This window comes from Cryptosporangium arvum DSM 44712 (assembly GCF_000585375.1).
Lineage (GTDB): Bacteria > Actinomycetota > Actinomycetes > Mycobacteriales > Cryptosporangiaceae > Cryptosporangium > Cryptosporangium arvum.
The window spans coordinates 3048516-3071920 of sequence record NZ_KK073874.1 but is presented as its reverse complement, the minus strand read 5'-3'; the positions used below and the strand labels follow the sequence as shown (position 1 = coordinate 3071920).

The 23405-nt window shown below is 72.1% G+C and carries 21 protein-coding genes; 6 read left to right on the top strand and 15 right to left on the bottom strand.

Annotated features, from left to right (window positions below; genetic code table 11):
- The first annotated feature begins 70 nt into the window (after nucleotides 1–70).
- The gene (gene pgi / locus CRYAR_RS14300) at nucleotides 71–1702 is read left to right on the top strand and encodes a glucose-6-phosphate isomerase (protein WP_035851228.1); all 1632 of its coding nucleotides are present in this window, start codon (nucleotides 71–73) and stop codon (nucleotides 1700–1702) included.
- Nucleotides 1703–1743: 41 nt separating this feature from the next.
- Here pgi and CRYAR_RS14295 read toward each other — a convergent pair whose 3' ends face one another.
- From CRYAR_RS14295 to CRYAR_RS14235, 14 genes are all read right to left on the bottom strand, one after another.
- On the bottom strand, nucleotides 1744–2874 hold the full coding sequence (locus CRYAR_RS14295; protein WP_035851226.1) for a hypothetical protein: 1131 nt from the start codon (nucleotides 2872–2874) through the stop codon (nucleotides 1744–1746).
- Nucleotides 2871–3365, bottom strand: a complete 495-nt coding sequence (locus tag CRYAR_RS14290; protein ID WP_035862316.1) for a SigE family RNA polymerase sigma factor — start codon at nucleotides 3363–3365, stop codon at nucleotides 2871–2873. The genes CRYAR_RS14295 and CRYAR_RS14290 overlap by 4 nt, the downstream gene beginning before the upstream one ends.
- A gap of 75 nt (nucleotides 3366–3440) precedes the next feature.
- Complete coding sequence (locus CRYAR_RS48575; RefSeq protein ID WP_035851224.1) at nucleotides 3441–4520, bottom strand: hypothetical protein; 1080 nt, start codon at nucleotides 4518–4520, stop codon at nucleotides 3441–3443.
- Nucleotides 4517–5011 (bottom strand): SigE family RNA polymerase sigma factor, encoded by a 495-nt coding sequence (locus tag CRYAR_RS14280; RefSeq protein ID WP_035851222.1) that lies wholly within the window; start codon nucleotides 5009–5011, stop codon nucleotides 4517–4519. The genes CRYAR_RS48575 and CRYAR_RS14280 overlap by 4 nt, the downstream gene beginning before the upstream one ends.
- A 64-nt stretch (nucleotides 5012–5075) precedes the next feature.
- Nucleotides 5076–6239 (bottom strand): hypothetical protein, encoded by a 1164-nt coding sequence (locus CRYAR_RS14275; protein ID WP_157017652.1) that lies wholly within the window; start codon nucleotides 6237–6239, stop codon nucleotides 5076–5078.
- 10 nt (nucleotides 6240–6249) lie between these two features.
- Nucleotides 6250–6741, bottom strand: coding sequence for a SigE family RNA polymerase sigma factor (locus CRYAR_RS14270; protein ID WP_035851220.1), 492 nt, complete (start codon nucleotides 6739–6741; stop codon nucleotides 6250–6252).
- Nucleotides 6742–6796: 55 nt separating this feature from the next.
- Nucleotides 6797–6910: an MFS transporter small subunit gene (locus CRYAR_RS50675; protein WP_342673830.1), complete on the bottom strand. Its 114-nt coding sequence runs from the start codon at nucleotides 6908–6910 to the stop codon at nucleotides 6797–6799.
- A complete protein-coding gene (locus CRYAR_RS14265) occupies nucleotides 6907–8316 on the bottom strand; it encodes an OFA family MFS transporter (protein ID WP_035851219.1) in 1410 nt (469 codons plus the stop codon). Before CRYAR_RS14265 ends, CRYAR_RS50675 begins: the two co-directional genes overlap by 4 nt.
- A 133-nt stretch (nucleotides 8317–8449) precedes the next feature.
- The gene (locus CRYAR_RS14260) at nucleotides 8450–9802 is read right to left on the bottom strand and encodes an extracellular solute-binding protein (RefSeq protein ID WP_035851218.1); all 1353 of its coding nucleotides are present in this window, start codon (nucleotides 9800–9802) and stop codon (nucleotides 8450–8452) included.
- Nucleotides 9792–11975 (bottom strand): vWA domain-containing protein, encoded by a 2184-nt coding sequence (locus CRYAR_RS14255; protein ID WP_035851216.1) that lies wholly within the window; start codon nucleotides 11973–11975, stop codon nucleotides 9792–9794. The genes CRYAR_RS14260 and CRYAR_RS14255 overlap by 11 nt, the downstream gene beginning before the upstream one ends.
- 102 nt (nucleotides 11976–12077) lie before the next feature.
- Nucleotides 12078–13259 (bottom strand): pre-mycofactocin synthase MftD, encoded by a 1182-nt coding sequence (gene mftD, locus CRYAR_RS14250; protein ID WP_035851214.1) that lies wholly within the window; start codon nucleotides 13257–13259, stop codon nucleotides 12078–12080.
- Between the two features lie 153 nt (nucleotides 13260–13412).
- A complete protein-coding gene (locus CRYAR_RS14245; protein WP_035851212.1) occupies nucleotides 13413–14243 on the bottom strand; it encodes an ATP-binding cassette domain-containing protein in 831 nt (276 codons plus the stop codon).
- Nucleotides 14240–15271 (bottom strand): ABC transporter permease, encoded by a 1032-nt coding sequence (locus tag CRYAR_RS14240; protein WP_035851210.1) that lies wholly within the window; start codon nucleotides 15269–15271, stop codon nucleotides 14240–14242. Before CRYAR_RS14240 ends, CRYAR_RS14245 begins: the two co-directional genes overlap by 4 nt.
- The gene (locus CRYAR_RS14235; RefSeq protein WP_035851207.1) at nucleotides 15268–16230 is read right to left on the bottom strand and encodes a sugar ABC transporter substrate-binding protein; all 963 of its coding nucleotides are present in this window, start codon (nucleotides 16228–16230) and stop codon (nucleotides 15268–15270) included. Before CRYAR_RS14235 ends, CRYAR_RS14240 begins: the two co-directional genes overlap by 4 nt.
- A 184-nt stretch (nucleotides 16231–16414) precedes the next feature.
- Here CRYAR_RS14235 and CRYAR_RS14230 point away from each other — a divergent pair, with 184 nt between their 5' ends.
- The 5 genes from CRYAR_RS14230 to CRYAR_RS14210 are packed head-to-tail and all read left to right on the top strand — an operon-like array spanning nucleotide 16415 to nucleotide 21924.
- Complete coding sequence (locus CRYAR_RS14230) at nucleotides 16415–17311, top strand: Cgl0159 family (beta/alpha)8-fold protein (protein ID WP_035851206.1); 897 nt, start codon at nucleotides 16415–16417, stop codon at nucleotides 17309–17311.
- Entirely contained in the window at nucleotides 17308–18153 is an 846-nt protein-coding gene (gene iolB, locus CRYAR_RS14225; protein ID WP_035851205.1) for a 5-deoxy-glucuronate isomerase, read from the top strand. The genes CRYAR_RS14230 and iolB overlap by 4 nt, the downstream gene beginning before the upstream one ends.
- A complete protein-coding gene (iolD, locus tag CRYAR_RS14220; RefSeq protein WP_084700480.1) occupies nucleotides 18150–20009 on the top strand; it encodes a 3D-(3,5/4)-trihydroxycyclohexane-1,2-dione acylhydrolase (decyclizing) in 1860 nt (619 codons plus the stop codon). The genes iolB and iolD overlap by 4 nt, the downstream gene beginning before the upstream one ends.
- Nucleotides 20006–20914, top strand: a complete 909-nt coding sequence (locus tag CRYAR_RS14215) for a sugar phosphate isomerase/epimerase family protein (RefSeq protein ID WP_035851204.1) — start codon at nucleotides 20006–20008, stop codon at nucleotides 20912–20914. Before iolD ends, CRYAR_RS14215 begins: the two co-directional genes overlap by 4 nt.
- Entirely contained in the window at nucleotides 20911–21924 is a 1014-nt protein-coding gene (locus tag CRYAR_RS14210; protein ID WP_035851202.1) for a Gfo/Idh/MocA family protein, read from the top strand. The genes CRYAR_RS14215 and CRYAR_RS14210 overlap by 4 nt, the downstream gene beginning before the upstream one ends.
- On the opposite strand, the gene CRYAR_RS14205 is transcribed toward CRYAR_RS14210, so the two are convergent.
- Nucleotides 21921–23384: a GGDEF domain-containing protein gene (locus tag CRYAR_RS14205; RefSeq protein WP_051570186.1), complete on the bottom strand. Its 1464-nt coding sequence runs from the start codon at nucleotides 23382–23384 to the stop codon at nucleotides 21921–21923. The genes CRYAR_RS14210 and CRYAR_RS14205 overlap by 4 nt on opposite strands.
- Nucleotides 23385–23405: the final 21 nt, after the last annotated feature.

Genomic DNA, 23405 nt, shown 5'->3' with positions numbered 1-23405 from the left:
TTCATGACGCGTCCGTGCGGGCAGACTACGTTCGACGGTGACTGAGCGCTGAGCTGTGGGAGGACCACGCATGTCCCCGAAGACGGTCGAAATCGATGCGACACCCGAGTGGGCCGCGGCGGCCGAGCACGCCGCCCGGCTGCGCGACACCCACTTGCGTGACCTGTTCGCGGCCGACGCCGACCGCGCCGGCCGGCTGACCGTCGAGGCGGCCGGCCTGGTGGCCGACTACTCGAAGCACCGCGTCGACGCGGCCGCGCTGGAGGCCCTGTTCGCGCTGGCCCGCGCGGCCGACGTCGAGGGCCATCGGGACGCGATGCTGCGCGGCGAGAAGATCAACACGACCGAGGACCGGGCCGTGCTGCACACGGCTCTGCGCGCCCCGCGGGACGCGTCGATCGTGGTCGACGGCGAGGACGTCGTCCCGCTCGTGCACGAGGTGCTCGACCGGATGGCCGCGTTCTCCGACCGCGTCCGCGGTGGCGAGTGGACCGGGTCGACCGGGCGGCGCATCCGCACCGTCGTCAACATCGGCATCGGCGGCTCCGACCTCGGCCCGCGGATGGCCTACCAGGCCCTGGAGCCCTACGCCGACCCGGAGATCGCGTGCCGGTTCGTGTCGAACGTCGACGGTGACGACCTGGCGTCCAACCTCAAGGGCCTGGACGCCGAGCAGACGCTGTTCATCGTCGCCTCCAAGACGTTCACGACGCTCGAGACCATGACCAACGCGCGGGCCGCCCGGGACTGGCTGGTGGACCAGCTGGGCGAGAAGGCCGACGTCGCGAAGCACTTCGTCGCGGTGTCCACGAACCTCGGCGAGGTCGAGAAGTTCGGCATCGACCCGGCCAACACGTTCGGGTTCTGGGACTGGGTCGGCGGCCGCTACTCGTTCGACTCCGCGATCGGCCTGTCGCTGATGGTCGCGATCGGACCGTCGGGCTTCCGGGAGCTGCTCGAGGGCATGCGCGCGGTCGACGAGCACTTCGCCTCGGCCCCGCTCGAGCAGAACCTGCCGGTGATCATGGGCGTGCTCGGCGTCTGGTACCGCGAGTTCTTCGACGCGCAGAGCCACGCCGTGCTGCCCTACGCGCACTACCTGAGCCGGTTCACCGACTACCTGCAGCAGCTGGACATGGAGTCCAACGGCAAGCGGGTGCGCCGCGACGGCACACCGGTCGGCTACCAGACCGGGCCGATCGTCTGGGGCACGCCGGGCACCAACGGTCAGCACGCCTACTACCAGCTCATCCACCAGGGCACGACGCTGATCCCGGCCGACTTCATCGCGTTCCTGCACCCGGCCGACGAGGTCGGCGACCAGCACGACCTGCTGACCGCGAACGTGCTGGCCCAGGCCGAGGCGCTGGCGTTCGGCAAGACCGCCGAGCAGGTCGCCGCCGAGGGCGTCGCGCCCGAGCTGGTGCCGCACCGCACGTTCCCCGGCAACCACCCGTCGACGACGTTCGTCGTCGAGAAGCTCACCCCCCGCACGCTCGGCGCGCTCGTCGCGCTCTACGAGCACAAGGTGTTCGTGCAGGGTGCGATCTGGCAGATCAACTCGTTCGACCAGTGGGGCGTCGAGCTGGGCAAGGCGCTGGCGCAGCGGATCGTGCCCGAGCTCAGCACCGACAGCGAGCTGTCGCACGACTCGTCCACGAACGCGCTGATCCGCCGGTACCGGGCGGCGCGCCGCAGCTGAACCCGAGCGGGGCCTCTCCGGTGGAGAGGCCCCGCGGGATTTCAGCGCGGGAACTTCGCGTCCGGGCCGGGCCGGACGCTCTCCGCGATCGACCGCAGCGTGTCGGCGGTCGCCAGCGGGTCGGTGGAGCCGGCCCGGATGGCGATCGTCATGCGGTCGTGGCCGGGCAGCGGGTGGAGGTACCACACGCTCGAACCGTCGCGGAACAGCGCGCCGCCGGGGGGCAACTTCACCGGGGCGGTCAGGTCCTCGTACCGCTGCCGCGCGGACGTCGCGTTCGAGGTGTTGAACCTCGTCAGCTCCGGATCGTCGCTCCGGGTCAGCAGGACGGTCATCCGGGCGCCGGTCGGCCCGGCCTCGCCGGTGTTGAGGGTGCCCGGCCACTCGGCCAGGCTCACCGGTTCGTCCGGCGCTCCGGCGTCGACGAGCACGAGCGTCGCCCGGGAGCCTCCGGCCTCGACCCGCCCCACCTCGGTCCCCGGCGGGAGCGTCATCCGGACGACGTCGGCGACCGGCTGCTTCTCGTCGGTGAGGTTCTCCGCGATCTCGACCAGGTCCGCCTCCGTGAGACCCATCGAGCCGCCCTCGTCGTTCGACGCCGCGATCCGCACCCACTGCCCGGCTCTGCGCTGGTACGTCAGCTCGCCGAACGGGCCCATCGACTCGGGCGGTTCGGTGCCGTACTTCGGATCACCCAACGCGTGCGTCGGCACCCAGTAGAGCGTCGCGTCCGCCCCGTCGACCTCGACGGCCCGCCGCTCGCCGGGCCCACGGCGCAGCTCCGGTTCGCGGCTCATGACGTCGACCGACAACCAGGCGCGGGGACTCGTCCGGTAGGAGTCGAATCCCCAGGTTCCCGGCCGCAGGTAGAGCACCCGCGGCTCGTCGAAACCGTCCGGTAGCCAGCCCGGGCGGATCGGCGCCGGGTCCGGCCACGGCGCGCGGCCGTCGGTGATCTGCAGGGTCCGGTCCTCGTCCGGGTGCCACACGACGGCCGTGCCGACGACCCCACCACCGACGATCAACGCGAGCGAGAGCACACCGGCGATCAACCGCCGGCGCCGCTGCCGCCGGCCGCGGTCGAGCACCGCGGTCATCAGCCCGTCGGCGCGGGGTGCGTCGGCGGCGCGGTGAGCCATCGTGGCCCGCAGCGCGCGATCCAGGTCGGTCATGACTCTCCTCTCACCGACTGCAGCACGGCGGCCGACTCGCGCAGGCGGGCCAGGCCGCGGCTGGCGTAGCCCCGGACGGTGTGCGCCGAACAGCCGATCAGCTCGGCGATCGCGGCGTCGTCGAGGTCGGAGTAGAAACGCAGGGTCAGCACCGCGCGCTGCTGACGCGGGAGGGTGGCCAGCGCGCTCCACAGCGCGTCCCGGTCGACGACCCGCTCGGCGTGGTCGTCCTGCGCCGTGGAGCGCCACACCGCGTCCCGGGCCGGGATCTCGTCCGAGGAGCGACGCCGCCGCCAGGACAGGTAGTGACGCAGCACCGCCTTGCGGACGTAGGCGCGCGGTTCCTCGATCCGCGCCCAGCGCCGGTGCACCTGGACCAGGGCCTCCTGGACGAGGTCCTCGGCCAGGTGGTGGTCGCCGGTCAGCACGTACGCGAACCGCAACAGCGTGGCGCCGTCGGCCTCCAGATAGGAGCCGAAGTCAGGTCTCATCGGCACGCTCTCCTCCCGTGTCGCGAGTTGAGACGCGGGAGGAGAGGCGATCCGCATGCCGGTCACCCGGAATTCTCAGCCGATCTTCGCGTCGACGCCCAGCCGTACGCTCTCCGCGAGCCGGCGCAGCGTACCGACGTCGGCGAGCGGGTCGGTCGTGTCCACCCGGATGACCACCGCGGCCCGCTCGCTCCCGGCGACCAGGTGCACGAACCACCGGATGGTGCCCAGGTCGAACACCCGGCCCTCCGGCCCGACCTCCGACGACGTCAGCGTTCCCCCCTGCCCCGTGATCTGCGGCAGGTTCCGCACGATCTCGCCGTCCTTGTCGACGACTTCGACGATCGCCCGGCGCTGCTGGGTGACGATGCGGCTGTCCGGCAGATCGTTGAGCGCCACCGCGGCGACGGGCGTCCGCTCGTCGACGAGCATCACCCGTGAATGCGATCCCGCGGCATCCACCCGCCCCCACGCGGTGCCGTCCGGGAGCGCCAGCCGGATCGTGTCGACGACCGGAGATTTCCGGTCGGTGAGGTGTCCTGCGACCGAGAACAGACGCAGCATCGCCCGGGCAAGGGTAGTGCCCACGTTCACCCCGACGATCCGGATCCATTGCCCGGGCTTGCGTTGATACGTCAGCTCGGCGAACGGACCGGTCGGATCGGGGGACGCCGGGTCCGGGGCCGCGAGGGTCGGGGGCAACCAGTAGAGCGTGCCCGGCACGCCGTCCACCGGAATGCTCTGCCGCTGCCCCGGCCCCGGGCGTACCGCGGGCCGGTAGCTCATCACCTGCACGGACAGCGCCGCCGACCCCGCACGCGACTCGATGTCCCAGACTCCCTGGCCGAGGTACTGGACGGCCGGCTTCGCGTACCCCTCGGGCCACCGGGTCACGCTGATCGGCGCCGGGGGTGGCGCCGCCGCCTTGCCCTCGGTGACCTGCAGCGTGCGGTTCTCCTCGGGGCGGTGCGTCAGCGCGACGCCGACGCCGCCGGCCAGCACCACCGCGACGACCGCCGCGATCCCGGCCAGCACCCGCCGGCGCCGGTCCCGGCGGGCCCGGCCGTGCACGGCCGACAGCAGGTCGGTGCCGGACGGCGCCCGGTCGGCGCGGCCGGCGTAGAGCGTGCGCAAGGCGGTGTCGAGCTCGTTCACGACGTCCTCCCGTTCCGGACGAAGGTCTCCGGCGCCGACTCGCGTAACCGGGCCAGCCCGCGGCTCGCGTAACCGCGGACGGTCACCGCCGAGCAGCCGAGCACGTCCGCGATCGCGGCGTCGTCGAGATCCTCGAAGAAGCGCAGGAAGAGCACCGCGCGCTGCTGACGCGGCAACGTGGCCAGCAGCGCGGCGAGCGCGTCCTGGTCGGCCAGCACGTCGGCGTGGTCGGCACTCGACGGCTCGTCGCGGCCGAACTCCGGCGCGGGTATCTCACCCGACGAGCGTCTCCGGCGCCAGGACAGGAACTGGCGCACCACCGCTTTGCGGACGTAGGCGCCCGGCTGATCGACCCGGTTCCAGCGGCGGTGGGTCCGGACCAGTGCCTCCTGGACCAGGTCCTCGGCGAGGTGGTGATCGCCGGTCAAGGCGTGCGCGAACCTCAGCAGCGCGGCGCCGTCGGCGGTCACGTACGAGTCGAACGACTCCATCGGCACGCGCCTCCTCCCGTGTCGTGGAGTAAGACGCGGGAGCAGGCGCGTGCCGTGGTCCGGGTCACCGCCCGGGTTTCACCGCCGCGTCCGGGCCGAGGCGGACGCTCCGCGCGACCTTGAGCAGCTCCGCTCCGGACATCACGCCGTCCTTCACCCGCACCACCACGAGCAGCTTCGGGTTGCTCGCCAGCCGGTAGAGCACGGTCGTCGACCCGTCGCGCCGGTACACCGACCCGTCCTCGGCGACCACCGGAGGCGACGGCCGCCGGGTGGTGCCGAACGAGCCGTCGCCGTCCGGGTCCTCCTCCGGGAGCGGGCTGAGCGGCGGCGCGAACTCGCTGATGTCGAGCGAGTCCTGCGGGACGACCGACACCGCCACCTGGGACGCGACACTGCCGTTGTGCCCGTTGGGCTGCTCGTTCTGGTCGACCGGACGCGCGGGGGCGTCCGCGTCGACGAACCCCGCGTAGACGCCGTAGTCCTCGTTCTTCAGCTGCCCCCACACGACGTTGCCCGGCAGTAGGCCCAGCTCGATCGCGTCGGGCAGCGTGCGGGGCTCGTCGCGCAGGCCGGTCGCGATCCGGATCAGGTCGGACTGGGTGATGCCGAGGTCGACGTCACCGGCGGAGTTCTGCACGATGATGCGGATCCACTGGCCGGGCTGCCGCTCGAAGATCAACTCGCCGTACGGGCCCTCCGCCTCGGGCGGCGTGTTGCCGTACGGCGGTGCCCCGGGTGCGTGCGTCGGCACCCAGTACAGCGAGTACTCGACGCCCCCCTGCGCGAGCGTCAGCAGCGTCCCCGGCTTGGTGCGTACGACCGGCTTCGCGGGCATGATCTGCACCTGCAGCGCGGCCATCCCCTCGTCGCGGCGGGTGTCCAGGCCCCACGCGTTCGGCCCGAGCAGCCGCACGGTCGGTTCCGGGAACCCCTTCGGCAGCCAGCCGGTGGACACCGGCGACGGCGGCGCGCTGCGGCTGCTGCCGGCCGGCATCGCCACCTGGAGCGTCTGCACCTGCTGCTCGTCGGAGCGCTCGGCGACCGCGACGATCGAAGTGCCCCCGAGCACGCCGGCCGCGAGCACCGCGACCGCCCCGACGATCAGGCGGCGGCGCCGGTCGGCCCGGCCGCGCCGGTGCACGGCGCTCAGCAGGCCCTCGGCCGATGGAGCGTCCTCGGCCAGGTCGTCCATCGCTCCGCGGAGCTGGATCTCCATATCGGTCATGGTGTTCTCCTCACTCCGCGTCGACGGTCTGGGCGGACCGGCGTAACCGGCTCAGCCCTTTGCTGGCATGGGCACGCACGGTGGTGGCCGAGCAGCCGATGAGCTCGGCGATCGTGGCGTCGTCCAGATCCTCGAAGAAGCGCAGGACGAGCACGGCACGCTGCTGGCGCGGCAAGGTCGCGAGCAGCCCGCGGAGCGCGTGCCGGTCGGTCACCTGCTCGGCGACGTCACGCTGGGCGGCGGTGCCCTCGAGCGTGGCGTCGGTGGGCCGTTCGCCGGACGAGCGGCGTCTGCGCCAGGACAGGTACTGCCGGAGCACGGCCTTCTTGACGTACGCGCCGGGCCGGTCGATGCGGCTCCAGCGCCGGTGCGCCTTGACCAACGCTTCCTGGACGAGGTCCTCGGCCAGGTGGTGGTCACCGGTGAGCACGTGCGCGAACCGCAGCAGGGCGGCGCCCTCCGCGGCAACGTAGGAGTCGAACGACTCCCCGTCAGATGTCATCAGTACGCCTCTCCTCCGATGTCGCCAGTAGGACGCCGGAGGAGAGGCGATCTGTTTACTCGAACAGCTTGGCCGCGGTGATGAGCGTCTGGACGATGCCGTAACCCAGCAGCACCGTCACCAGGAGCCAGGAGACCACCAGCCGGATCCGCTGCGTCTGCTCACTCATGCTTTTGCCTCCTCGGTCTCGGCGGTGGGCTCCGTCGGAGCCGACTTCTCGTGGTACTTCTCGGCCACCGGCCGGATCAGCAGGTTCGCGACGAACCCGACGGCCAGCACGCCCACCATGGTGAAGAGCGCCGGCCGGTACGCCGACGAGGTGAGCGAACCCGGCTCGCCCTGGGCGTCGAGGAAGCCGTTGATGATCAGCGGACCGGCGACGCCGGCCGCGGACCAGGCGGTCAGCAGCCGCCCGTGGATCGCGCCGACCTGGAACGTGCCGAACAGGTCACGCAGGTAGGCCGGCACGGTGGCGAAGCCGCCGCCGTAGAACGAGATGATGACGCCGGCCAGCAGCACGAACAGCCAGGTCGCGGAGTCACCGACCGAGGCCAGCAACACGTAGAGCAGGATGCCGACGCCGAGGTAGAGCATGTAGATGCGCTTGCGCCCGACGACGTCCGAGGTGGACGACCAGATGAACCGGCCACCCATGTTGAACAGCGAGAGCAACCCGACGAAGCCGGCCGCCGCGGACACCCCGACCGCCGACGCGTCGCCGTCCCGGAAGAAGTCCTGGATCATCGGGCTGGCCTGCTCGAGGATGCCGATACCGGCGGTGACGTTGCAGAACAGCACGATCCACAGCAGCCAGAACGACGGCGTCCTGATCGCGTTCGCGGCCGACACGCTGGCCGTGGTGACCATCGGCTTCGCCGCCACCGCGGCGGGGTCGAAGCCCTCCGGACGCCAGCCTTCCCGCGGCACCCGGATGTTGACGACGCCGAACATCATGATGACGAAGTAGACGATGCCGAGCGTCAGGAACAGCATGACCAGCGCGTGCCCGTCGGCGATCGACTTCGCGTCGGACGGGTCGTAGCCGGAGTCGTAGAACGACATCAGCTGACGCGACGCCGGGCTGGCGATCAGCGCGCCGCCGCCGAAGCCCATGATCGCCAGGCCGGTGGCCAGCCCGGGACGGTCGGGGAACCACTTGATCAGCGTCGAGACCGGCGAGATGTACCCGATGCCGAGGCCGATGCCGCCGAGGAAGCCGTAGCCGAGGTAGACCAGCCACAGCTGCTCGGTGGCGATGCCGAGCGCACCGACCAGGAAGCCGGTGCCCCAGAAGCACGCCGAGACGAACATTGCCTTGCGGGGCCCATTCGTCTCCACCCAGGTGCCGGCGACGGCGGCGGAGAGGCCGAGCATGACGATCGCGATGCTGAAGATGATGCCGATCGCGGTCTGGCTCACGTCGAAGTGGGCGACGAGCGAGTTCTTGTAGACGCTCGTGGCGTACGCCTGCCCGATGCAGAGGTGCACGGACAGCGCCGCCGGCGGGATGAGCCAGCGGCTGAACCCCTCCGGGGCCACCGTGTGGCGGCGATCAAGTGCGGACAAAAAAGACACGGCGCCCTCCGCAGCGAAGTTGGGCTATCCGGGTAAACCGGTGATACTTGTTGGTTTCAGTGTGCAACCCTGCCCGATCTACGCAGCGTTAATCAGATCGAGCGTTGAACGGCCCGATCCGCGCGCCGAACGGCTACCGCCGCTGGCCGCGCAGCGCGGCGCGCAGATCGTCGGCCAGGTCCGGTGGCGGCCAGTCACCGGTCACCAACCCCTCGTGCAGCGCGCCCCGCAGCACCTCGCTGAACAACGCGTAGTGCGGCGACCGCGGCCGGGGCCGCGCGCGTTCGAGCGACTCCAGCAGCGCCGCCGCGTACCGGTAGTTCTTCCGGACCTCGGCGTCCTGGTAGACGACCTTGCGGGTGGCCGCGAAGCCGCCGCGCTCGAACAGGATCTGCTGGCTGCGCGAGTCGGTGAGGAAGCCGATCAGCGCCCGCGCCGCGCGGGGGTGCTCGCTGCGCCCGGCGACCGCGAGGTTCTGCCCGCCCAGGACGCTCGGCCACGGCAGCGCCGACACCGCGTAGCGGGAGTCCTTCTCCGCCCGGCCGGACTCCCGGTCCTGCTCCTCCAGGGCCCGGTAGGCCACCGGCCAGTTGCGCAGGTACATCGCCTGGTCCTGCAGGAACGCGGAGGTGCTGTCGGCCTCGGAGTACCCGACCGAGCCCGGGAAGATCCGCTTCGGGTCGGTCTTCAGGCCGTCGACCAGGTAGTTGAGGCCGGCCTGGGCGGCGCGGGAGTCGACCCTCACCTCGCCGTCCTCGTCGACGATCTCCCCGCCGGCCGCCCACACCATCTCCAGCGCGTTGACCGTCAGGCCCTCGTAGTCGCCGAGCTGGGTCACCAGACCGGCCTGCGGGCCGGCCTTCTGCAGCGCGTTGCCTTTGAAGAGCATGTCCAGGCTGCCGGTGAACGACGTCCAGGAGGGCGGCTCGGACGGCAGGTAGTCCTTGCGGCGGTAGAGCAGCGCGGCGTCGGTGTTGAACGGCAACGCCCAGACCCGGTCGTCGTACTCGCAGGTGCTCAGCGGGCCGGCCAGGAACGCGGCCCGGTCGACGGTGTCGTCGGCGATCCGGCGCAGCAGCCCGGCCTCGGCGAACTCCGGCAGCCAGGCGACGTCGAGGTTCAGTACGTCGACGGCCGGACCGTCACCGCCGGCCCGGGCGAGCATCTCGCCGCGCTCGGCGTCGGCGATGCTGCGGATCTCCTCGATGCGCACCCGGTGGTCGGGGTGCAGGGCGTTCCACTCGTCGATGAGCTGCTGCCGCTGGTCGCCGACGCTGTCGTCCTGGCCGCTGAGCAGGACGAGCTCGCCGTCCTCCCAGGTGGAGTCGATCAGGCGCGGGACCGCGTACACCGTGGTCGCCGCCAGGAGCACCCCGATCAGGACGCCCGCCACCAGACCCGACCGGCCGCGGTGCTCGTCCACCCACGACCGCCCGGCCCGGTACCACTCCCCCAGCCCGGAGACGTACCGCCGATCAGTTCCCACCCCGGCCCCCTCTCACCGCGTCGAACAGGCCCACCAGCGCGGGCGCCAGCGTCGGGCTCGCGGCGTCGACGCACTCCCCGCCGGTGGCGGTCGTCAGCGTGTGCAACGCCGGTCCGGCGCAGCTGGCGTCGCCCATCGCGACGACCGACACCCGGATCCCGGCGGCGGAGGCGTCCGCGCGCAGCCGGTCGGGCGTGGGACGCCCCGGAGCGGTGTCGGTGTCCTCGCCGTCGGTGATCACGATGAGCGTGACGGTCCGGTCCCCGGAGGAGCCGTCCAGCCCGGCCAGCCCGGCCTCGATCGCCCGGTAGAGCGGGGTGCCGCCCTGCGCGCGGACCGCGTCCAGCCGCACCATCGCCTTCCCGAGCGCGCCGGGGTCGCGCTTCTCGACCGGGAGCAACCGGTCGGGCGGGATCCGGGTGCTCGAGAAGCCCCACACGCCGACCTCGTCGTCCGGCGCCACCTGCGGGGCCGCCGCGCGCAACGCCTGGCGGGCGGCGTCGAGCCGGGTCCACTCCGCGGTCTGGCCGGAGTTGCGCCGCGAGGCCGTGCTCACCGCGTCGCCCATCGACCCCGACGTGTCCAGCAGCACGAGCGTCCGCGCCTGCGGTTTGGCGTTGTCGTATCGGGTGCGCGCCTCGAGGACCTGCTGGGCCGACGGGCTGGTGCGCTCGAACAGCGCGGCGGCGTCGGCGCCCCACTTCCCGGTCAGCGGCTCGGACACCGGTACCGCGCCCTTGCCGTCCGACGCGGGGCGCAGCCCGGCGTCGATCAGCGCCTGCCGCCCACTCTCCGAGGTCAGCCACGTCTTCCAGGCCCGGATCAGCTTCGCCGGTTTGGTCGTGCGGTCCGGCCAGCGCAGCTCGACGAACGGGTGGTCGAGGCTCCCGGTGCCGGTGGGGTACACCGCCACCAGCTGCTTCGCCTCGTCGAGGCGCTGGCCGGTGCTGTCGCGCTCCTCCAGCGGGCAGTTGTCGCCCAGCGGCCGGCCCTGGTTGTAGCGGACGAGCTGCTGCTCGGTGACGATCATCGCGCTGGCGACGTCCGTGCGCTCGCGCCGCTGGCAGAGCAGCGCGAGCGCGTCACCGGCGGTGTACCGGCCGCGGCCGAACGCGAGACCGATCTGGCGCTCGACCCGCTGGACCGCGTCGGCCCGCTGGTCGGGAGCCGGCCCGACGCTGCGGTAGACGAACTCGGTGGCGATCTCGCCGGTCGCCGAGCGGGGCGGCCCCGGGCGCAGGACCGGGACGCCCTGCTTCTCGGCCTCGGCCAGCACGCCGGCCCAGGAGCGCTGCCGCCACCGGTCGGGGCTCCGCGCGAACACACCCCTCGGGACGCCGAGAACGACCGGGGTGACGCCGAGCGACGGCACCCGCGCCGGGATCAGCGTGCCGTCACCCCCGGTCAGGGCCCGGACCCTGGCGACGTCGACGCTCGTGTCGGGCAGCCAGACGTCCGGGCGGGGGCCGAACGCGCCGAGGCTCTCGCTGGGCCAGCCGTTGGCCAGGCCGCCGCTCACGACCCCGTACTCCCGGTCGGCCTCGCGGGCGTCGTCGATCGGGGCCGCGCCGGTGTCGGCCGCGTAGACGTAGAGGTCGGCCGCGGGGCACCCGTCGTGCTCGGCCGCGCTGGCCCGCTCGTAGGCGCGTGCGAGCTCGGACACCGGCGCGAGGCCCTCGGCGCTGGTGAGCACGCGCAGCGTGGGGGGCGGGCTGCAGCCGTACATCCAGAAGTAGACCGCGTCGCGTACCTGCGGGATCGAGATCCCGACCAGGAGCGCGACGAGGACCACCAGCGCCGGCAGCACGAACGACGGCAGCCGCGTCCGGCCCTTCGCCACCGGCCTCCCGACCGGCTCCGGATCGGGATCCGGCACGGAACCGGGACCGGGCTCCGGGGCGGGGTCCGGATCCGGGTCGGAGGGACCGGCGGCGATCGCGCGGGAGGCGGTGACCTTCTCCTGGACCCGGCGGATCGCCGCGTCCATCGCCTCGGTCGCGGCGACCCCGCCGATCATCGCCGTCACACCGAGCAGAACCCACGCGAACGCCGAGTCGGGCAGGTCGGTGGCCGCCGCCGGGCCCCCGATCGCGCAGGTCGCGAGGCCGAACGCGACCAGGTACCGCCAGTACAGCCGATCCTTCTCCGGACCCGACCCGTCCCCACTCGTCACGGCATCCTCCTTGATAACCGTGGGTCACCAGGGTAGGACGCGCGGTCAACGCGCGGGTGCTCCGTAGTGGATCCGGTGGCGTCCGGGTACCACCGGATCGTGTCAGTGTTTGGTGCCGCTGCGGGTGAAGTCGGCCGGGATCACCAGGTCGTCGGGCGTCAGATGATGGATCGACGACTTGCCGAGACCGTAGAGCGTCTCGCTGATGCCGTCGCGGATGATCACCAGGACGTTGTTCACGCCCTTCTCCCCGTTCGCCCCCATCCCCCACAGGTACGCCCGGCCGATCAGCACCGCACGAGCCCCGAGCGCGAGCGCCTTCACGACGTCGCTCCCGCGCCGGATCCCTCCGTCGAGCAGCACCTCGATCTGGTCGCCGACCGCGTCCGCGACCGCCGGGAGCAGGCGGATCGTCGCCGGCGTCGAGTCGAGGTTGTTGCCGCCGTGGTTCGACACCGAGATCGCGGTGGCGCCGATGTCGACCGCGCGCCGGGCGTCGTCGGGGTGGGTGATGCCCTTGATCATGAACGGCCCGCCCCACTGCTCACGCAGCCACTGCAGGTCGTCCCAGGTGGGGGCCGGGGTCTGGATCCACTGGCCGTAGGCGCCGAAGAACGTGGGCACCTCCTCGCCCGGCAGCACCAGGTTCGGCACGCCGAGGTCGGGCAGCGCGCCGCTGCGGATCCAGCGGTAGAGGTACCCGGGGCGCGCCGCCACCGGGAACGCGTACTTGCGGACCGCCTCGGCGTTGATCCGCTCGGGGATGAACGGGCTGCCCCAGTCGCGGCGGGAGTCGAAGACCCAGTCGAGCGTGACGATCAGGCCCTTCGCGCCGGCCGCGCGGGCCCGCTCGGCGCGGGCGAGCATGGCGTCCCGGCTGCCGACCCAGTACGACTGGAAGAAGAGCTTCTCGTTCTCCTTGATGACCTCCTCGATCGGCTTGGACGCGAACGAGGACAGGCCCATCGCGGTACCGAGCTGCGACGCGGCCTTGGCCACCGCGACCTCGCCGTCCGGGTCGACGGCCTGGACACCGGTCGGGGAGATGAGTACCGGGAACGCGATCTGCTGGCCCATCACGGTGGTGGACAGCTCCCGGCTGGCCGGCAGGTCGGCGATGCGCGGACGGAATCCGAGCTCGCGGAAGGCGTTGACGTTGTCGTCCATCGTCGCGCCGGCCTCGGCACCGCCCAGCAGCGCGAGGTAGACCGGCTTCGGCAGCCGCTTCTTCGCCCGCCGCTGCGCTTCCGCGACGGTCTCGAACCAATCCCTGGTGCTCGCCATGTGTCTTCGGCTCTCGACTCGGTGACGCGGCCACACTGCCCGCGCCGGGGGTGTTCCCCCCACCCTACGGGCCTTACGTCACTCGGTGCCAGAAGTAGTGGCGCACAAAACGACGAACCCCGCGCGAGAGCGCGGGGTCCGACGGACGCGACGTCACGGCGAGCGGAGGTCGGACACCTCCGAGGAGAGCTCCTGGGCGACCGCGGAGTCCTCGCCGAGCTCGGCCGCGAGCTCGTGGCTCAGCGCCTCCAGCTCGGCCCCGCCGGCCATCAGCGCGGTGAGCTCCGGCAGCGTGATCTCCGACTTCGGGTGGTCGCCCATCGACCGGCCCCGGCGCAGCAGCATGAACCGGTCCCCGACCGGATAGGCGTGGTGCGGGTTGTGGGTGATGAACACGACGCCCAGACCGCGGTCGCGGGCCCGCGCGACGTAGCGCAGCACCACCCCCGACTGCTTCACGCCCAGCGCCGCCGTCGGCTCGTCCAGGATCAGCACCCGCGCGCCGAAGTACACCGCCCGCGCGATCGCGACGCACTGCCGCTCACCGCCGGAGAGCGTGCCGATCGGCTGGTCGACGTCACGCAGGTCGATGCCCATCGCGGCCAGCTCGGACTTCGTCGTCTTCTTCATGAGCCCGGTGTCCAGCCGCCCGAACCTGCGGGTGGGCTCCGACCCCAGGAAGAAGTTGCGCCACACCGGCATCAGCGGCACGACCGCCAGGTCCTGGTAGACCGTCGCGATGCCCAGCGCCAACGCCTCCCGCGGCGAGGCGAAGTGCCGCTCCTCGCCGTCGACGACCAGGCGGCCGTCGGAGTGCGGATGCGCCCCGGACAGGATCTTGATGAACGTCGACTTCCCGGCGCCGTTGTCACCGAGCACGCACGTCACCTCACCGGCGTGCACGGACGTCGACACGTCGGCCAGCGCGATGATGTTGCCGTAGCGCTTGCCGATCTTCTCGACTTCGATCAGGGGTGTGCTCATCGGGATCGCTCCGCTCGGCGTCGGACCGCTTCGTTCAACAACACCGCACCCAGCAGCATGACGCCGAGGAACGCCTTGAGCCAGTTGTTGTCCCAACCGGCGTAGACGATGCCCTGGTTGACCATGCCGTAGATCAGCGCACCGAGCGCCGCCCCCACCGCCGAGCCGTAGCCGCCGGTGAGCAGGCACCCGCCCACCACCGCGCAGATGATGTAGATGAACTCCTGCCCGACGCCGGTGTTCGACTGCACCGTCGACGTCGTGAACAGCAGCAGCATGCCGACCAGCCAGCCGGCCCCGGCGCTGGTCATGAACAGCCCGATCTTCGTGCGGGCCACCGGAACGCCCACCTGCCTGGCCGAGGTCTGGGCCCCGCCGACCGCGAAGATCCAGTTGCCGACCCGGGTCTTGAGCAGCACCCAGGTGGCCACCGCGGTGACCAGGATCCACCAGAACACCGACGCGTACACCCGGCCGCCGGCCACGGTGGCCGCCGAGCCGAACACGGAGTGCGGCTGCGAGTAGAACGGCACGTTCGCCATGCCCTGGATCGCGACCTGCCCGATGATCGCCTTCACCGCCGCCAGGTCGATGCCCTGCAGGACGAAGAACGTCCCCAGCGTGACGATGAAGCTCGGCAGCCCGGTACGCATCACCAGCAACCCGTTGAGGAAGCCGACGGCCAGCGCCAGGACCAGCGACACCAGCATTGCCGCCCAGATGTTCAAGCCCCACTGCGTGGTCATCACGCCGACCGCGAGCCCGGTGAACCCGGTCATCGCACCGGCCGAGAGGTCGAACTCCCCGCCGATCATCAGCAGCGCGACCGCGACCGCCATGATGCCGATCGTCGATGCCGACCGGAGCCAGGTCGACGCGCCCGACGCCGTCGCGAACGTGTCCGTGGCCACGGCGAAGAACACGAACACCGCGACAGCGGCGACGAGCGCACCGACCTCGGGCCGCTTCAGGACGCGCCCGAGAGCGCTCCCCGAAGCGACCCGTTCGTCCGCGGCGACAGCCGTCACCGGGTGCCCTTGGCCGCGAACTTGCCGACCGCGTCCGCGTTCTCCTTGGTGATGAACGCCGGACCGGAGTACACCGGCTGGCCACCGCCGAAGTCGTTGCCGTTGATGCTCTTGAGGTAGAGCGCGGTCACGGCGGCGTAGCCCTGCACGAACGGCTGCTGGTCGACCGCGAACTCGATCTTGCCGTCCTGGATGTTCTTGATGACGTCGGCGGAGAGGTCGAACGTGGCGACCTTCGCCGACGACCCCGCCTCCCCGACCGCGCTCACCGCGTCGATCGCGTACTGGCCGCCCAGCGTGAGCACACCGTCGATCGTCTTGTCGGCCTGCAGCTTCGAGGTGATCGTCGCCTGCACCGCGTTGTCGTCGGTGCCGTCGACCTGCAGGTTCGTCACCTTGCCGCCCATCGTCGCGGTCACCGCCTTGCACCGCTCCTCGAGCCCGACGTTGCCGGCCTCCTGGATGACGCAGAGCGCGTTCTTCCAGCCCGCGGTCTTGAGCCTGGCGCCGACCGCGTTGCCCGCGATCTCCTCGCTCTGACCGATGTGGGTCATCGCGCCGAACTCTTTCCACTTGTCGATGCCGGAGTTGATCGTGATCACCGGGATCCCGGCGGCGACCGCGTTCTTCACCGACTGCTCGAGCCCGTCGGGGTTGGCCATCGAGACGATGACGCCGTCGACCTTGTCGGCCACCGCGCCGTCGACGAGCTGCGACTGCTTGGCCGGGTCGGCGTCCGAGGAGTACTCAACTTTCACGCCGTAGTCCTTGCCCGCCCGCTCGGCACCGGATTTGACCCGGTCCCAGAACGCGTCACCGGGCGCACCGTGCGTGACGATCGCGTACGTGAGGTCCAAATCGCTCGCTTCGTCGGCGCCCTTCTCCTGACCGGTGCCACTGCACCCGGCCACGGCGAGGAACAGACCGACGACCACTCCGGCGACGGCGAACTTCTTCATTGAGTTCTCCTGGGGGCGACGCATGGGGGTCGATCGTTGGGGAGTGTGGTAGACCCCACAGCCCGTGTCAACAGAACATAATGTCCTGACAAACTATTGACGCCATTCCGGCGTCCGCCCTAGCGTTTTCCCCGGCACCGACGCCGCGCCCCACCGCGGCACCGCCGACCGCGACGGAGGCAGCATGACTCGGAGCGCTTTCGCCGACAGTCTCACCGAGGTCACCGAGATCAGAGCCCGCGAACCCGGCCGGGTCGCCGCGCTGCTGGCCGCTCGCCGGACCCGCCCCACCCTCCCCGCCGACGGCCGGCTCATGCTCCTGGCCTGCGACCACCCGGCGCGCGGGGCGCTGGCGGTCCGGGGCCGCCCGGACGCGATGGCCGATCGCGGCGACATGCTCGCCCGCGTCCGCACGGCGCTGCGCCGGCCGGGCGTCGACGGGCTGCTCGCCACCGCCGACGTCCTCGACGACCTGCTGCTGCTCGGCGCGCTCGAGGACAAGGTCGTCATCGCGTCGATGAACCGCGGTGGCCTGCTCGGCAGCGCGTTCGAGGCCGACGACCGGATGACCGCCTACGACGTCCGGACGGTCGTCGAGGCCGGGTTCAACGGGGCCAAGATGCTGCTGCGCGTCGACCTGGACGACCCGGCCTCGGTGGCGACGCTGGAGACCTGCGCGCGGGCGATCACCGAGCTGAGCCGCGCGGGGCTGCTCGCGATGGTCGAGCCGTTCCTGTCCCGGCGGGTCGACGGCAAGCTCGTCAACGACCTCTCCCCCGACGCCGTGACCCGGGCCGTGCACATCGCCCAGGGCCTCGGCGCGTCCAGCGCGTACACCTGGATGAAGCTGCCGGTGGTGCCGGACATGGACCGGGTCATGGCGGCGACCACGCTGCCCACGCTGCTGCTCGGCGGCGACCCGACCGCCCGGCCCGACGAGACCTACGCCGAGTGGGCGAAGGCGCTCGCGCTGCCGTCGGTGCGCGGGCTGGTCGTGGGGCGCGCGCTGCTCTATCCCCCCGACGACGACGTCGTGACCGCGGTCGACACGGCCGTGTCGCTGGTGAGGTCGGTCGCATGAGCACCTGGTTCCGCCCCGCGGGTACCGCGGCCGCCGACGGGTACGACGTCGTCGTGACGCCCGAGAACGCCGGCTGGGGCTACTCGTCGCTGCGCGTGCTCAGCGTGTCCCGATCCCTCGCGACGGGCGCGGAGGAGATGCTCGTGGTTCCGCTGGACGGCGGGGCGACGGTCACGGTCGGCGAGGAGTCGTTCCGGCTCGACGGCCGGGCGGACGTCTTCGCCGGGCCGACCGACTTCGCCTACCTGCCGATCGGAACGACCGCGCAGCTCGCGGTGGAGGGGCGGGTGGCGCTCTGCGGAGCGCGGACCGACGTGTCCCTTCCGTTCCGGTACGGCCCGGCCGGCGACGTGCCGGTGGAGCGGCGTGGCGCCGGCTCGGCGAGCCGGCTGGTACGCAACTTCGGCACGGTCGGGGTCTTCGAGACCGGCGCGCTGATCGCGTGCGAGGTCGTCACCCCGGACGGCAACTGGTCGAGCTACCCCGCCCACAAGCACGACGAGGCCACCGCCACCGAGTCCGCGCTCGAGGAGATCTACTACTTCGAGATCGCGGCCGGGCCGGCGGGCGAGCCGGGCTTCGGCTACCACCGCACGAGCAGCTCGGCCGCGGGCGGGATCGACGTGCTCGCCGAGGTCCGCGACCGGGACACCGCGCTGGTCCCCTACGGCTGGCACGGCCCGTGCATCGCCGCGCCCGGCTTCGACATGTACTACCTCAACGTCATGGCCGGGCCGGGCGCCGAGCGCGCCTGGCTGATCTCCGACCACCCCGACCACGCCTGGGTGCGCGGCACCTGGGCCGGCCAAGCCATCGATCCCCGGCTGGAGGGCAGGCGATGAAGCTCACCGTCGCACAGGCCACCGTACGGTTCCTCGCCGCGCAGTACTCCGAACGTGACGGCGTCCGGCAGCGGCTGATCGCCGGGTGCCTCGGCATCTTCGGCCACGGCAACGTCGCCGGGCTCGGCCAGGCCCTGCTGCAGGATCCCGACCTGCTCCCGTACGTCCTCGGCCGCAACGAACAGGCGATGGTGCACACCGCGGTCGCCTACGCCCGGATGAAGGACCGCCTGCAGACCTACGCGGTGAGCACCAGCATCGGCCCGGGCGCGACGAACATGATCACCGGCGCGGCGCTCGCGACCGTCAACCGGCTGCCGGTGCTGCTGCTGCCGGCCGACACGTTCGCCGACCGCAGCGCCGCGCCGCTCCTGCAGGAACTCGAGGTGCCCTGGTCCGGCGACGTCACGGTCAACGACGCGTTCCGCCCGGTCTCGAAGTACTTCGACCGCGTCCACCGCCCCGAACAGCTCCCGGCCGCGCTGCTCGCGGCGATGCGCGTGCTCACCGACCCGGCCGAGACCGGCGCGGTGACGATCTGCCTCCCGCAGGACGTGCAGGCCCAGGCGTTCGACTGGCCGGACGAGTTCTTCGCCGACCGGGTCTGGCGGGTCGCGCGTCCGGTGCCGGAGCCGGGCGATCTGGCCGAGGCCGGGGCGCTGATCCGCTCCGCGCGTCGTCCGCTGATCGTCGCCGGCGGCGGGGTGGGTTACTCCGGTGCCCACGCGGCGCTGGCCCGGTTCTGCGAGTCCACCGGCATCCCGGTCGGTCTCACCCAGGCCGGCAAGGGCGCCCTGCCGTTCGACCACGAGCAGTGCCTGGGCGCGATCGGCTCCACCGGGACGGCCGCCGCCAACACGATCGCCGCCGAGGCCGACCTCGTGATCGGCGTCGGCACGCGCTACTCCGACTTCACGACGGCGTCGCGGACGGCGTTCGGCGCGGACGGCGTCCGCTTCGTGAACGTGAACGTGGCCGGTCTCGACGCGGTGAAGCACGCGGGGCTGGCCGTCCGCGCGGACGCACGGACCACCCTCGAGGCCCTCGCCGGGCTGGAGTACACGGTGGCCCCGGAGTACCGCGCGGAGTACACCCGGCTCGACGCCGAATGGAACGCGCGGGTCCGTGCGGCCTACGACACCGAGGAGCTGACCCAGAGCGCCGTGATCGGCGCGGTGAACGACCTCTCCGACCCGCGTGACGTCGTGGTGTGCGCCGCCGGGTCGATGCCCGGTGACCTGCACAAACTCTGGCAGACGCGGGACGCGAAGGGCTACCACGTCGAGTACGGGTACTCCTGCATGGGCTACGAGATCGCCGGCGGCCTCGGCGTGGCGCTGGCCTGCCCCGACCGCGACGTGTTCGTGCTGGTCGGCGACGGGTCCTACCTGATGATGGCGACCGAGCTGGTCACCGCGCTGCAGGAGGACCTCAAGGTCATCGTGGTGCTGGTGCAGAACCACGGGTTCGCCTCGATCGGCGCGCTGTCGGAGTCACTGGGGTCGCAGCGGTTCGGCACCCGCTACCGCTACCGGACGAAGTCCGGCCGGCTCGACGGTGACCTGCTCCCCGTCGACCTGGCCGCCAACGCCGCCAGCCTGGGCGTACCGGTGGTCCGGGTCGAGGACCGGGCGGCGCTGGCCGACGCGATCGCGGCCGCGAAGGCGTCGGCCACCAGCACGCTCATCCACGTCGAGACCGACCCGTTCCACAACGGCGCACCCGACACCGGGGCCTGGTGGGACGTACCGGTGAGCGAGGTCTCGACGCTCGACTCCACCCAGGCCGCCTACCGGACCTACGCCGAGCACAAGGCCACCCAACGCACGTATCTCCACCCGACGGAGGCCTCATGATCACCATTGGTTCCGCGCCCGACTCATGGGGCGTCTGGTTCGCCGACGACCCGGCGCAGACCCCGGCCGACCGCTTCCTGGCCGAGGTGAAGGCCGCCGGTTACGACTGGATCGAGCTCGGCCCCTACGGCTACCTCCCGAACGACCCGGTCGCGTTGACCGAGGCGCTGGAAGCCCACGGCCTGCGGGTCTCGGCCGGCACGGTGTTCTCCGCGCTGCACCGCCCCGACTCCTGGGACGCGGTCTGGCGGCAGGTCACCGACGTCGCGTCGCTGACCAGGGCGGTCGGCGGGCAGCACATCGTCGTCATCCCGGATCTCTACCGGCACCACAAGACCGGCGAGAACCTGGAGAGCCCGACGCTCACCGACGCGCAGTGGACCAAGCTCACGACCGACACGAACGAACTCGGCCGGCGGATCCTCGACGAGTACGGGCTGACGCTCCAGTTCCACTCGCACGCCGACAGCCACATCGGGTACCAGCGCGACATCGAGCGCTTCCTCGCCGACACCGACCCGGCCTACGTCAACCTGTGTCTGGACACCGGGCACGTGGCCTACTACGGCGGCGACAGCCTGGAGCTGATCGGGCGCTACCCGGAGCGGATCGGGTACCTGCACCTCAAGCAGGTCGACCCGGAGATCGCCAAGCAGGTGGAGGCCGAGGACCTGGTGTTCCCGGAGGCGGTGCGGCGCGGGGTGATGTGCGAGCCGCCGAACGGCGTCCCCGACCTGGGCGCGGTGCTCGACGCGGTCGGGACGCTCGGGCGCGACCTGTACGCGATCGTCGAGCAGGACATGTACCCGTGCGAGCCGGAGCGCCCGCTGCCGATCGCGCGGCGCACCCACACGTATCTGGCCGGGTGCAGCGGAGCTCCGGTGTCGATCGGCGCCCCGTCATGAGCGACCTGAGGGTCGCCGTGCTCGGCGTCGGGGTGATGGGCAGTTATCACGCGGCGGCGCTCGCGGAGCGCATCGCCCACGCCCGGGTGACCGTGGTGTCCGACGCCGACGGCCCCCGCGCCGAGCGGGTGGCCCGCGCGGTCGGCGCGCGGGTGGAGGCCGATCCGCTCGCCGCGATCGACGCCGCCGACGTGGACGCGGTCGTGATCGCGTCGCCGGGGTTCGCGCACGAGGCGCAGGTGCTGGCCTGCCTCGACCGGCGGATCCCGGTGCTCTGCGAGAAGCCGCTGACGCTCACCGCGGACACCGCGTACCGGATCGTGGAGCGGGAGGCGACGCTGGCGACGCCGCTGGTGCAGCTCGGCTTCATGCGGCGCTTCGACGCGGAGTACGCGGCGCTGCGCTCGCTGGTGGCCTCGGGCGAGCTGGGAGCGCCGCTGCTGCTGCACTGCGTGCACCGCAACCCCGCGCAGTCCGACGCGTTCACCTCCGAGATGATGATGCGTGACTCGGTGGTGCACGAGGCCGACGTGGCGCGGTTCCTGCTCGACGAGGAGATCGTCGCGGTCACCGTGAAGCGTCCGCGGGCCTCCCGGGAGGCGCCGCCGGGCGTCAGCGACCCGATGCTGGTGCTGATGGAGACCGAGTCGGGCCGGCTCGTCGACGTCGAGATCTCCGGGCGCAGCCGGGTGGCGTACGAGGTGCGCACCGAGCTGGTGGCCGAACACGGGAACGCGATGATCGGCCTGGACGGCGGCCCGCTGGTGGCCAGAACGGGCGGCGTGCGGGGCCGGGTGCAGACCGCCGGGTTCATCGAACGGTTCGCGACCGCGTACGACACCGAACTGCAGCGCTGGGTCCGGGCCGCGCGGCGGGGCACGGTCGACGGCCCCGGCACCTGGGACGGGTACGCGGCGGTGGCGGTGTGCGCCGCGGGCGTCGAGGCGGTGCGTACCGGCGCCCGCGTGCCGGTGGAGCTGGCCCCCCGCCCGGTCCGCGCGGCGGCCTAGTGGGTGACCGGTAGCTCCCCGGCGACGACCACGCGGTTGCGGCCGGCGTTCTTGGCCCGGTAGAGGCACTGGTCGGCCCGGACCGTGAGCTCGTCGGGCGTCGCCGCGTGGTCGGGGAGCAGCGCCACCCCGATCGAGGCGGTGACCAGCAGTTCGGTGCGGTCGTCGAGCCGGAACGACTCGCCGCCGACCGCGTCACGCAACCGTTCGCCGAGCCGCGCCGCCCCGGCGCGGTCGGTGGGGGCCACCAGCAGCGCGAACTCCTCGCCGCCGTAGCGCGCGACGACGTCGCCGGCCCGCGCGCACTCCCGCAGCCGGCGGGCCACCTCGCGCAGCACGGTGTCCCCCGCTTTGTGCCCGTAGCGGTCGTTGACGGTCTTGAAGTGGTCGACGTCGACGAGCAGCACACCCATCGGCGAGCCGAACCGCGCGGCCCGCTCGGCCTCCAGCGCGAGGTTCTCCTCGAAGAACCGGCGCGTACGCAGCCCGGTCAGCGTGTCGGTGATCGCGATCCGCCGCTGCTCCCGGAGCAGGACGCCCATCCGGAACATCACCAGCACGAACAGCACGGCGCAGGTGGCGGTGACGACCGGAACGTGCAGATCGCCGTCCCGCAGGTACTGCACGAACTGGGCCGCGGGCGCCAGCAGCGACACCCCACCGAGCAGCACCAGCCGGCGACCGGTACCGGACCGGGGCGCGTCGGCCGAGGGCCGCCCGACCGAGACCATCGACGGGTGGGTGGCCGCCGCGGCCAGCGCGATCGCGGCCGCGATCCAGAGCGGCTCGGTCCACCCGAGGAACCGGTAGGTGCCGTTCGCGAGGCTGAGCAGGTAGGCGGTGTCGGCGGCCAGCCAGCAGGTGGCGAAGCCGCCGAGCAGCCCCAGCGACACGCTGCGCTGCCCGCCGCCGAACCAGATCCGCATGCCGACCGCGAGCAGGATCAGGTCACCGACCGGATAGGCCGCGTACAGCACGAGCAGCGCGACGTCGGGCGAGTCCCGGATCAGCGGCGAGATCACGAAGATCCACGACAGCAGGGCGCTGGCGACCACGATGATCGCGACGTCGACGAGCGTCACGTCGGTGCGCCACCGGAACGCGTCGTGCCGGGTGGACCGGTGGACCCAGAGCAGCGCGACCGCGAACCAGAGCGGGTAGCGCGCGAGGAAGAACAGGTCCGGCGGACCGGGGAAGTCCCACGCCCGGTCGAACAGGTACCCGCCGTAGAAGAGACAGTCGGCGATGACGGCCAGCGACTGCGCACCGGCCAGGAACAGCCACGGGAGCGGCCCGGGCGGACGGTGGCGCAGGACCCCGCGGAGCACCAGGACGGCCCCCGCGCCGTCGGCGACGAGCACGACCGAGACCCGGACCCACTCGTTGCCGAGCAGATAGATCCCGAAGAGGACTCCGATCACCGCGAGCACCACTGCGGCGACCCGCCGCGAGTCCCCCACGCGCACCTCCCGCAACTCCTG